General features: G+C 68.2%; 10 protein-coding genes. 6 read left to right on the top strand and 4 right to left on the bottom strand.

The window, feature by feature from the left end:
• Nucleotides 1-131: 131 nt before the first annotated feature.
• A complete protein-coding gene (locus tag D7V88_RS32895; protein ID WP_120544576.1) occupies nucleotides 132-359 on the top strand; it encodes a hypothetical protein in 228 nt (75 codons plus the stop codon).
• A gap of 42 nt (nucleotides 360-401) precedes the next feature.
• Here the strand turns inward: D7V88_RS32895 and D7V88_RS32890 are convergent, their stop codons facing one another.
• Nucleotides 402-857: an FKBP-type peptidyl-prolyl cis-trans isomerase gene (locus tag D7V88_RS32890; protein WP_120544575.1), complete on the bottom strand. Its 456-nt coding sequence runs from the start codon at nucleotides 855-857 to the stop codon at nucleotides 402-404.
• A gap of 147 nt (nucleotides 858-1,004) precedes the next feature.
• Here D7V88_RS32890 and D7V88_RS32885 point away from each other — a divergent pair, with 147 nt between their 5' ends.
• Complete coding sequence (locus D7V88_RS32885; protein ID WP_120544574.1) at nucleotides 1,005-2,210, top strand: MFS transporter; 1,206 nt, start codon at nucleotides 1,005-1,007, stop codon at nucleotides 2,208-2,210.
• Nucleotides 2,211-2,216: 6 nt separating this feature from the next.
• Here the strand turns inward: D7V88_RS32885 and D7V88_RS32880 are convergent, their stop codons facing one another.
• From D7V88_RS32880 to D7V88_RS32870, 3 genes are all read right to left on the bottom strand, one after another.
• Nucleotides 2,217-2,657 (bottom strand): GNAT family N-acetyltransferase, encoded by a 441-nt coding sequence (locus tag D7V88_RS32880; protein ID WP_120544573.1) that lies wholly within the window; start codon nucleotides 2,655-2,657, stop codon nucleotides 2,217-2,219.
• Between the two features lie 14 nt (nucleotides 2,658-2,671).
• Nucleotides 2,672-5,536 (bottom strand): TonB-dependent receptor domain-containing protein, encoded by a 2,865-nt coding sequence (locus D7V88_RS32875; RefSeq protein ID WP_120544578.1) that lies wholly within the window; start codon nucleotides 5,534-5,536, stop codon nucleotides 2,672-2,674.
• A 98-nt stretch (nucleotides 5,537-5,634) separates the two neighbouring features.
• Nucleotides 5,635-6,078, bottom strand: a complete 444-nt coding sequence (locus D7V88_RS32870) for an HIT family protein (protein ID WP_120544572.1) — start codon at nucleotides 6,076-6,078, stop codon at nucleotides 5,635-5,637.
• A gap of 138 nt (nucleotides 6,079-6,216) precedes the next feature.
• On the opposite strand from D7V88_RS32870, the gene D7V88_RS32865 reads away from it, so the two are divergent.
• The 4 genes from D7V88_RS32865 to D7V88_RS32850 form a co-directional block, all read left to right on the top strand.
• Nucleotides 6,217-7,863, top strand: a complete 1,647-nt coding sequence (locus D7V88_RS32865; RefSeq protein WP_120544571.1) for a carboxypeptidase-like regulatory domain-containing protein — start codon at nucleotides 6,217-6,219, stop codon at nucleotides 7,861-7,863.
• Between the two features lie 220 nt (nucleotides 7,864-8,083).
• On the top strand, nucleotides 8,084-9,931 hold the full coding sequence (locus tag D7V88_RS32860) for an Ig-like domain-containing protein (protein WP_147448955.1): 1,848 nt from the start codon (nucleotides 8,084-8,086) through the stop codon (nucleotides 9,929-9,931).
• 225 nt (nucleotides 9,932-10,156) lie between these two features.
• Nucleotides 10,157-10,609 (top strand): response regulator, encoded by a 453-nt coding sequence (locus D7V88_RS32855; RefSeq protein WP_244238520.1) that lies wholly within the window; start codon nucleotides 10,157-10,159, stop codon nucleotides 10,607-10,609.
• Between the two features lie 119 nt (nucleotides 10,610-10,728).
• Nucleotides 10,729-11,251 (top strand): serine/threonine-protein kinase (locus D7V88_RS32850; RefSeq protein WP_147448954.1); only part of this gene is annotated, 523 nt, incomplete at its 3' end.

Below are 11,251 nucleotides of genomic sequence, written 5' to 3'. Positions count from 1 at the left end.
GGCGGGTCGTACCCGGGCTGGAAGCGTTTCAGGAGGCTCACGGGGCCACCTTAACGGACGGCGCGCCGGGGCGCCGCGCGCTATGCTGACGCACCTCTCGTCGCCGGGGCTCGGGGCCCGGGGAGTCACACGTGAACGCCATCATCCTCCGGCTGGTCTGCGGCCTGCTCTTCGCGGGCATGGTGCTGGGCGTGGCAACCCATCCGCCCAAGGACCTCACGCAGGGCCTGGGCATGATGCTGCCCGCGACGATGCTGCTGGGCGTGGCGCTGAAGGGGCCGAAGGGCCGCTCGCGCCTGCCGCCGAAGAAGCGCGCCCCGCCCCCGCCGCCGGTCTCCGGTAGGACGCCCGGCGTCTGAAGGCGTCCCCCGAAGACCGCGGGGTGTGGGCGCGGAGGGTCGTCAGTAGACGCCCAGCAACTGCACGTCGAAGACGAGCACGGCGTCGCCGGGGATGACGGGCGGTGAACCCCCGCCGCCGTAGCCCATGTCGGAGGGGATGACGAGCTTGCGCTTGCCGCCCACGCGCATGCCGACGACGCCTTCGTCCCAGCCTTCGATGACGCGGCCCTGCCCCAGGTTGAAGGAGAACGGCTGGCCCCGGGGAATACTGCTGTCGAACAGCGTGCCGTCTGGCAGCCACCCGGAGTAGTGCACCTGGACGATCTTCCCGGAGACGGCCTCCGCGCCGGTGCCGACCGTCAGGTCCTGCGTGTACAGCCCGGACTCGCTCTTGTTCATCGCGGCCAGGTCCACGCCCAGCGAATCGGCGTACGTCACCTTGGCGGGGTCACCCGAGGAGGAATCACCACAGCCCGCGAGGGCCAGCACCGCGCACAACAGAAGGGATCGAAGCATGGCCCGCAGCCTGCCCGGCACGCGCGCCCTGGGAAAGGGGGAAGGGGCCCGCGGCCCGCTGCCCGCCTGGAGGGTGCTTCCAGTGCGGGGGCCACACGTCCTGATTGAAGCCCACGGGCGGGGGGCTTATCCGTTGCGCCGCCTCCCATGACGACGCCCTCCGAGCCCACCCATTCTTCGTTGAGTCCCGCGCTGATCGGCTTGATGGCGATGGCCAGCGCCGTCGCGGCCGCGAACCTCTATTACAACCAGCCCCTGCTGGGAGACATCGGTCGCACGCTGGGTGCATCGGGCGGAGCGTTGGGGCTGGTGCCCACGCTGACGCAGGTGGGCTACGCGGTGGGCATGTTGTTCCTGGTGCCCCTGGGCGACAGCCTGGAGCGTCGGCGCGTCATCCTCACGCTGTGCGCCTGCGTGGCCGTGGCGCTGTCGGCGGCGGCGCTCGCCCCCGACCTGCGCGTGCTGGTGGCGGCGAGCTTCGCGGTGGGCGTCACCACGGTGATTCCGCAGTTGCTGGTGCCCTTCGCGGCGCAGCTCGCGGAGCCCTCGCGGCGAGGCCGGGTGGTGGGCACGGTGATGAGCGGGTTGCTCATCGGCATCCTGTTGTCGCGCACGGCTGCGGGCTTCGTGGGCACGCACCTGGGCTGGCGCACCATGTTCTGGGTGGCCGCGGGACTGATGGTGGTGCTGGGAGTCTTGTTGCGCTTCACGCTGCCCTCGCAGCCGCCGCTGGCCGCGATGCCCTATCCCGCGCTGCTGCGGTCACTCATCCACCTGGCGCGCTCGGAGCCGGTGCTGCGATTGCACGCGCTGCTGGGCGCGCTCACCTTCGGTGCCTTCAGTGCCTTCTGGGTCACGCTGGCGCTCCACCTCCAGTCGCTGCCCGGGCACTACGACGCGCAGGTGGCGGGCCTCTTCGGCGTGGTGGGCGTGGCGGGCGCGGGCGTCGCGCCGCTGGTGGGGCGCCTTGCCGACAAGCGCGGGGACCGGCGCCTCAACGCCCTGGCCATCGCCGTGTTGCTGGCGTCCTTCGGCGTGTTGTGGCTCGTGGGGCACACGCTGTGGGGCATCGCGCTGGGCGTGGTGCTGCTGGACCTGGGAGCGCAGGCCAATCACATCACCAACCAGACGCGCGTGTATGCGTTGCAGCCGGAGGCGCGCAGCCGGCTCAACACGCTCTACATGGTGACGTACTTCCTGGGGGGCGCGGCGGGCGCGTGGGCTGGAACGGCGGCGTGGACGCGAGCGGGCTGGTCCGGTGTGTGCGCCGTGGGCGCGGCGATGTCGCTCACGGCCCTGGGCGTGGTGCTCTGGAGCAGCCGCCGCGCACCGGCCCGGGTCCCCGCCACCTGAGAAGTCTCAGAGGTCGCGCTGCATGTTCCGGTGGGGGACGCCCACCTCGACGTAGGGCTCGCCGTACACCGCGTAGCCCAGCCGTTCGTAGAAGGGGACGACCTGCGCGCGGGCGTGCAGGTGCACGTGACGGAAGCCGCGCTGTCGCAGCGAGTCCTCCAGCGCGCGCACCAGCCGGGCCCCCAATCCCTTTCCTTGAAGTGAGGGCGCCACCGCCATCTGGAAGAGCCGGCCTCCGTGCGCGTCCTCCGGGTGGAAGAGCACGCATCCGGTGACGGTGCCGCCCGCGTGGGCGACGAGGTGGAGGCTTGCGTCCTCGAAGGGGAACTTCACGTCCGCGCGGCTGAAGCCCAGCGGTTCGCGCAGCACGCGGAAGCGCAGCTCCAACTCCCCGTCGTACAGCGGGTGTCCGGGGTGGATGAGTTCGAGCGAGGTGTCGTCGGCCATGGCGTGCGAGGCGGTCAGAAGCTGCCGGTGAGCTGGAGATTGAAGGTGCGGCCGTACTGGGGCACGGGGCCGGCGGACGCGTCTTCCCCGACGATGAACGCGTAGCGCGAGTCCAGCAGGTTGTTCACGCCGGCGAAGTAGCGCAGCCGTCCGTAGTCGCCGGACACGCCGAAGCCCACGAGCAGGGCCTCGCCGCTGTCGGCGCCGGAGAGGCCGTCCACGCGCGAGCTCTGGTACGTGGCCTGGGTGGCGATGCGCATGTCGCCATTGCCCACGGGCAGCAGGAAGCGCCCGGAGGCCAGGTGCGCGGGCTTGGCCTGCACCACGTCCTGCGAGGCATTGCTCAGCGTCACGTAGGAATAGCTCAGGTCCACCAGCAGCCAGCGACCCGGCTGCCAGTGCAGTCCGGCCTCCGCTCCCCACGCCAGCGTCTCGCCGGAGCTGTTCGCGTACACGAGGCACTGGCTGGGAGCGCCCTCGGGGCCGCAGCCGGGCGTGGGCGCGGACTCGGTGGTGAGCGTGATGAGCCGGGAGATGCGGTTGTGGTAGCCGGCGAGCGTCACGCGCAGCTCCTGGGTCAGGTCGTGCGAGTGCTCCACCTCGAAGGTGGTGATGGTCTCCGGCTCCAATCGTCCCGCGAGGCGTTGGGTGAGGAGGTTGTCCTCGTAGAACAGCTCGTAGACGTTGGGGGCGCGGAAGGCGCGGCCAATGACGAGCTTGGTGAGGCCCTTGTCATAGGGCCGGCCGATGACGGCCAGCCGGGGCGTGAGCGGCAGCGAGTCCAGGTCGCTGTACTTGTCCACGCGGAAGCCCAGCGACAGGTTCAGGCGTGGGTGCAGGCGCCACTCGTCCAGCGCGTACACGGACACGAGCGAGCGCTTGCGCGTCTCCAGGTCCGATTCCATCGAGGGTCCCACGCTCTTCTGATCCACGCGCAGTTGGTGCTGGCCCTCCACGCCGAAGGTGAGGCGGTTGGTGTCGAACAGGCCCACCAGCAGGCGCGCCTCGGCGGTGAGCCAGTCCGCGGCCCCGGAGTCGGTGTTCGTCTGGTTGGCGTCGCCGCCGTATTGGAAGGCGCCCTGGTAGCGGCTCAGGTCCGCGGCGCCGCGCAGCGACAGGGCGACGCGTTGGGAGAGGACGCGTTCGTACTTCGCCTCGGCGAAGCCGCGCACGTCCTGCACGCGCGTGCCCTGCGCGCCCACCACGGTGCCATAGGGCGCGGTGGGCACATCCTTGGTGCGCCCATGCAGTTGGGCGACGAGGGACAGGTTGCCCAGGCGCGCGCGCACTGAGCCGGTGCCGGCCTTCTCGCCGTCCAGTCCGGTGACGATGGGGCCGGGGTTCCCGAGCAGGGTGGTGTCCGCGCCCCGCGACTTCATGCCCGCGAGGCTGAAGAGGACGGAGCGGTCAGGGTCCTCCCACGACGTGGTGGCGTGCACGAGCGTGGAGCCCATCGCGCCCACGGCCCCGGTGATTTCCAGGTGCCGGTCCAGCCCCAGCGATTCGCGGGGCACGACGTTGATGACGCCGAAGAAGGCGCCCGTGCCGTACAGGGCGCTGCCGGGGCCGCGCACGACTTCAATGCGCTCCACCTCCTCCAGGTCCACGCTCAGGTCATGCGCGGCATAGCCCTGGCCGGCCCACACGTCGTTCATCGCGTGGCCATCCCAGAGGATGAGGATGCGCGTGTTGAGGTCGCCCGGAGGGGAGAAGCCGCGCACGCCCAGGTACGTGTACGTCCGGTCGTCGGTGAGGAAGAAGCCGCGCACGCCGGCCAGGGCCTCCGCGAGGGTGCGCCACCCGAAGGCGCGCAGCTCCTCCGGCGTGAGCACGGTGGTGGAGGCGGGCGCTTCGTCCACGGACAGGAGGGTCTTGGAGGCCGCGCGCACCGGGGGCGGCTCGTAGCGCAGGGTGGCGTGGACCTTCACCTCCTTGTCCGGGATGACGGTGACCTTCTGGCGCATGGGGCGCACGTCGCGGCTCTCCACCTCCAGCACGTGTTCGCCCTCCGGGAGGGTGACGACGGTGGGGGTGAAGCCCGCGGGCCGGCCGTCCACGCGCACGGTGGCGCCGTCGTGGTTGGCGGTGACGACGACGCGGCCGGTGGGGCGCGTCTGGGCGCTCAGGGTGGCGACGAGCTGCAGGGTGCCTTCGGCGGGCACGTCGACGACGTACTGGCCCGGGGCGTGGCCGGGGGCGCGAACGTGGAGCACGCGCTGGCCCGGGGACAGGCGCAGCTTCGCGGGGAGGCGGCCCAGGAGGGGGCCGTTGGGGTTGTCGCGAACCTCGGCGCCCTCGGGGGTGCCGGTGATGTCCACGATGCCGGTGATGAGGCCCAGGTCCAGGTCCACGGGCGTCTCGCGGCCCTTGGTGACGGTGACGGTGGCTTCGGTGGGGCGGAAGCCGTCCTTGCGCACGAGGACCTTGTGGCGGCCCGGCGTGAGCGCGAGCGTCTGGGGCGAGCGGCCCCGGCTGCCCAGGTCGGTGCGGTCCACGAAGACGTCCGCGCCCCGGGGATTGGTGGTGACGCGCACCAGGGCGACCTTGGGGCGCAGGCGCTCCAGGGAGCGGGTGACCTCGGAGGCGTCCTCGGTGGGCAGGTCCTCGCCGAGCAGATCGTTGTAGTAGCGGTACGCCTCGTTGAACTTGCCCAGGGCCTCGAAGCAGCGCGCGATGTTGAAGAGGACGTTGCGGTTGGGCACCAGCCGGTAGCTGGTGAAGTACGAGCGCAGCGCTTCGGTGTAGTTGCCGTGGGAGTAGGCGTCGTTGCCCAGCTCGAAGGCGATGTCCGCCTCATCCGCCGTGTTGTCCGCCAGGGCGGGACCGGTGGTGAGGAGCAGCAGGGAGAGCAGCCACGGGCCGAGGGAGGACACACGCATGATGACGCCCTGCATTCTCCCCCCGATGACATGTCAGGTCCATGACAGGGGTCGTCGGGGAGTGGATTCGCCTGGCACCGGGTCACCCCCGGCGTGGGTCAGCGTGCGAGCGCCGTCGCCAGCCTCCGGGCGGCGTCCTCGAGTTCTTCCGGGGAGCGGTGTTCGGTGGGGGCCGCGTCGAAGGCGCCCCGACCTTGCAGGTGTGGTGGGGTGTCCGCGAAGCGGGGCACGAGGTGCAGGTGGAAGTGCAGGAGCACGTCGCCAATGGCGAAGGCATAGACGTGCTCCGCCCCGAGCACCTCCCTCTGGGCGCGCATCACCCGGGCGGCGAGCGGGCCCAGTTCGCGCGACGACGCCTCGTCCAGGTCGTACCAGCCGCGCACGTGCTGCTCACTGGTCAACACCACCCAGCCAGGAACGGGACTGGGCGAGGCCACGGCATGGAGGACCCAGCCGGGGGGGCGGGCCAGGACGCCACCGGTAGTGCGGGTGTCCCCCCGCACGATGGCGCAGCCGAGGCAGGGATGATTGAGGTCTGACATAATGTGTCATCGTACCTGGGGCCTGGGTCAAAGTTCCCCCACCTTGACGCCGTGGCCCTGGCTCAGGGAGTGTCCGATTTCCGCCCTTTCTTGACAGCTAGGGCGTGAAAATTCCGTCAAAAATTCAAGGTGGGGACGATGAAGAAGCATTTGCTGATGGCCGTACTGCCGCTGCTTTCTTGGGGGTGCGGCGACGCGACCGATGCGGACAATGATGGTGTCGCGGACGGTATCCGTGATCCGAACAACGTGTCGGTGGTGGTGCCTTCGACGCCGAAGGGGACTGTTTCTGGCCAGGTGCTGGGAACGAACCTCCAGGGGCTCGATGGCGTCACGGTGGCGATGACGATCGGCAGCCAGGCGACGGGCAAGTCGGCGACGACGGATGCCAGCGGCAACTTCGTGATGACGGACGTGCCGGCGGGCGCGCAGGTGTTGCTGACGTTCAGCAAGTCTGGCTACGCGACGCTGCGCGCGACGTCGACGGTGCCGTCGGCGGCGGGCACGGTGCCCATCAACAACGGCAACGCGAGCTTCGGCCCGGTGACGCTGGCGCAGTTGAACAGCAAGCTGGTGTTCAACGTGGTGACGCCGCAGGGCCGTCCGGCCGCGGGCGTGAAGGGCACGCTGGAAGTGGACCGCGCGGGTTCGCTCATCCTGAGCAACTACGACAACACGGCCTCCGTGCTGAGCAAGGTCTACGTCGAGGCCACCGCGGGCGACGACGGCGTGCTGACGTTCAACGGCGTGCCCTCCGGCGCGGAGCTGGCGCGGCTGAACGGCAGCTACAACCTGTGGGTGTCCCCGATGGACGCCAACGGCGACGGCATCCCGGAGACGGGCGGCTTCGTGACGAGCTATTCGGGTGCCTCCATCGTGAGCACCAGCATCACGCGCGTCGTGAACCTGCCGTTCGCGCGGCCGCAGAACGTGCCGCTCGCGGTCGAGGGCAGCAACGTGGGCAGCCTCAAGGCCGCCACGGTCTTTGATCCGCTCAACAACCTGGTCCGTCCGGGCGAGCCCATCTACGTGTACTTCAACCAGCCGGTGCAGCCGGGCTCGTTGCTCGTGCGCCTGACGGACGAGTACGCGAAGGAGTCGCTGGCGGTGACGGCCACCGTGAACGCGGGTGGTTACTCGGCGACCATCAACCCGGGCTCGGGCGTCGTGCAGGAAGGCAAGGAGTACAACATCTTCGTGCGCGCGGTGTCCGCCGAGGGTGGCACCAACTTCACCCAGACGGGCTTCTTCTTCGGTGGCGACCAGGCCAGCCCCAAGGCCGTGACCATCGCGGAACTCCGCTACCAGGAGACCGCCGCGCTCGGCACGGTTGCGGCGACGCAGCTCAATCCCACGGAAGTCGTGTACGTGAACTTCAGTGCGCCCATTCGGCCTCCGGCGGGCAGCACGGTTCAGGTCTTCTTCGACGGGGACATCGACAACGACGGCAAGATTGGCTTCAACTCCTTCGGGGAAGTCAATAACTACAGCAATCAGGGGTTCCCGCTGACCCTGAATGAGCCCTTTGGCCCCTACGTCACGCGCACGCCCGCTGAAATGCCTGTCTTCGGCATCACGTCGTCCCAGGGCTACAGCACCCGGTACTCCTTCATCTACAGTGGCATCGCGCTCATTCCGAGCCAGGTGAAGCTCGTTGTGGCCTTCACCAAGCTGCCGACGGTGGGAACGAACGAGGCCTACGAGAGCATCTGGGGCCAGCCCATCGGCACGGACCTGCAGGGGTCCGGGGTCGCGATCCAGCCCGCGCAGACGCCGGCTCCTTGAGCCGAGTCGCGTTGCCCTGAATGGGGCGAGCTGAGTTTGTCCTGATGCCCCTGTGAAGCCATGGCTTCACAGGGGCATCTTCCGTCTGGGGTGTTTCCTGGCCTCACTTCTGGGGTTTGCGGATGGGGCAGGTCCTTCGGAATGGATCCTCCGTCTTGAATGGAGACGGAACCGGCCGTCATACAGGGGTGTTGTGCGACACGAACGGGTGGAGTCTTTCTTGCTGAGTCGCGACGTCATGGAAAACCTCAGGACCCTGTTGCTGTCGTTGTTGTTGCTCCACTCGGCGTGCATCCAGATCCCCGAAATTGAAGAACCACAGGCGCCGCCGAAGCCGCAGCCGTGTCCAGGCGAGGATGCGAGCAACCCAGTGGCCTTCTTTATCGACTGGGAGTTGCCACGAGAGGGAGCGCAGGTAGGCGCTACGGTGAGGATCCAACCCAGGTTTACGGCCGCTTCGCCGGAGTCCGTGGAGTTGCTCGTGGACGGCAAGAGTGTCGCCACGCTTCTGCCCCCGTTCGTTCTGGACTGGGAAACGCTGTCTGTTTCGGAGGGCCCCCATCGGCTCTCCATGGTGGCTCTCCGGTGTGGTGAGCACGCCTTGAGTAAGCCGCGTGAAATCACGGTGGATCGAACGAGTCCGACGTTGGTTGCCCAGACTCCTGGAGATGGCTCGCAGTGGGTGTCTGTGCATCAGCTCATTCAAGCGGAGCTGTCCGAGCCGGTACTGGCCAACGGTGTGAACAACCAAGCAATTCGGCTCTTGTCGGGTGAGAGCGAGATCCAGGTGGATGTCTCGCTATCTCAAACCGGTAAGATCTTGACGCTTCAACCCAGCGCGCCGCTGCCCTTGAATGGCTTGATGCGCGTGGTCATTGATTCAGCAATAACAGATGCCGCAGGGAATCCCCTTGCATTGCCTGCCGAAGGCTGGTCCTGGCGCGTCCCGGCCGTCCTTCCCCTGGGGGCGCCACGAGCCGCGCATCCCACGGACTCCGACGTCGAAGCCTTCTCCTTCCAACTCGACAGTGCAGGCAATCCACTTGTGGCCTGGGTGGAGGCAGACGCGACTGGAGTCCATGTCGAGCGCTGGAATGGTACTGTCTGGCAGGCGCTGGGAAATCCCCTCAAAGGGGCCGCCGGCGAGCCCAATGCAACGGACTGCGTGTTGCAACTGGATTCAGCGGGTACTCCGCTGGTTGCCTGGACCCAGCCCAAGCTCGATGGAAGTCATGAGGTCCAGGTTCGGCTCTGGGATGGAAGTGCCTGGGTTCCGTGGGGGCAGGCCATTGCTCCGCTGTTGGCTCACTCAAGCCTGAGTGAGTTGCAGATGCGAATCTGGGACACGACTCCTGTGATTGCCTTCAAGGAGTTGAACGCGTCCACAGTCCGAGCCACCGTGATGCGTTTGGATGCTGGAGAATGGAAGTCGCAGGGTGGATCTGAATACCCGTCGGACAAGAGACTTGTTTCGATGCAAATGGAGCTGAATCGATGGGGTGACCAGTTCCTGCTTTGGAACGAGCGAGCGGTTGCTCCGGGATGGACGACGTACGTGGGGAGATGGCAGGGAATCGGACGCCAATCGAGTTACCCCTATCCTTCCATCGGAGTGGGCTCGCCAATCCTGGCGTCGACGCTCTTGGGTGACACCAATGTGGTGGTGGCCAATCCGGTCTCTGAGGGGGATGCACAATCGGTCCGGGTTCAGCAGTGGACGGCGCAGGGGGAGTGGGTCGATATCGGACCGACACTCAGCAGTGTCCCCGGAAAGACCAACGCGTCCGCCTCAGCCCTCAAGTTCGACCCGCAGGGCCGGTTGGTCGTGCTCATCGAAGAGCCCGAATCCGAAGCCCAGCCCTCGGTGCGGAGCCTGTTCGTCCAGCGGTGGGATACGGATCATTGGGAGAAGGTCGGAGGCGCCCTGAGCGCCAATCCCGGCGCCACGTCGGTCCTCGATTCCCAACTCGCCGTGGACAAGAACGGGCGCATCTTCCTCGCGTGGACGGAGGTCGATGATCAGGACCCCACCCAGTCCCGGCTCCACGTCTACCGCCCCAACGACTGACCCTCGTGCCTGGCTCCGGGGCTCCACCTGGAGCCCCCTCGCCCCATTGCCCCCGCGCACCTACACTGTCACCCACTGTCCCCTTGTTTCACACCGGACTGCGGGCCCACCCTTCCGTCCCGTCCAGGGAAATCTTGCGAGAACGGGCGCTTTTTCGAAGACGTGTTTAGATTCGTCCCGCCCCTCCCCTGCATGCGAGGCCTCTGCTCCATGAAGAACGCGGTCATGACATCCCCGGAGGGCGAGCCGACCTCGAGCGGTGGGCCGGCTCCCGTGAACGCCAAGAAGCGTGTCCTCGTCGTGGACGACTTCGACGACGCCCGCGAGATGTACGCGGAGTACCTGGAATTCTGCGGGTTTGAGGTCGACACCGCCCGCAACGGCCTGGAGGCCGTGGAGAAGGCCCAGGAGGGGGAGCCGGACATCATCCTCATGGACCTGTCCCTGCCCGTCATGGATGGCTGGGAGGCGACGCGGCGCATCAAGCAGGACACGCGCACCCGCGACATCCCGGTGATGGCCCTCACCGGCCATGTGCTCGCCGGCAACGCCGAACACGCCCTCTCCGTGGGCGCGGACGAATTCGTCGCCAAGCCCTGTCTGCCCCAGGACCTGGAGAACAAGATCCGCAACATGCTCAAACCCAGCAAGGCGAAACCCCGCTCGGGTCAGGAGTGACCCGAGCCCGGTCCCCAGAGTGTCCACTGTCTGACACCGGGGTGCGCTCTCCTGCTCCTGCCCCTCCTCCCGCAGGCCCCCGGGTTGACCCCCGGGCGCGGGATGCGTAGGCAACCCCGGTGGGCTCTCCCGCCTCGTCTCCCCCCTCCGACGCGTGGACTCCTCCCGAGGAGTTCGACGAGTACCGCATCGTGCGGCCGCTCGGACGGGGACGCACGGGCCGGGTGTACCTGGCGCACGACACGCTCCTGGAGCGCCCCGTCGCGGTGAAGTTCATCCCGTCCCTGGGCTCCAACGCGCTGGCGCGCTTCCTGGTGGAAGCCCGTGCCGCCGCCCGCATCCAGCACCCCAATGTCGTCACCCTGTACCGGGTGGGGCAGTTGGAGGACCAGCCGTACCTCATCTCTGAATTCATCCGGGGCGTCAGTCTGGACCGGCTGGCCCGGCCCGTGTCCTGGGAGCGCGCGCTCGGCATCGGTCGGGACCTGGCTCGGGGCCTGGGGGCCGCCCACCGCCGGGGCGTGCTCCACCGCGACATCAAGCCCGGCAACGCCGTGCTCACCGAGAGCGGCGAGGTGAAGCTGCTCGACTTCGGGCTCGCCAAGCTGCTCGACCGTGCCGAAAGCAGCGAGCCCACCGCCC

Origin of the sequence: Corallococcus terminator (assembly GCF_003611635.1) — a bacterium.
GTDB classification, from domain to species: domain Bacteria; phylum Myxococcota; class Myxococcia; order Myxococcales; family Myxococcaceae; genus Corallococcus; species Corallococcus terminator.
Note: the sequence above shows the minus strand (reverse complement) of the source record. Positions and strands in the feature narration are given on the sequence as shown.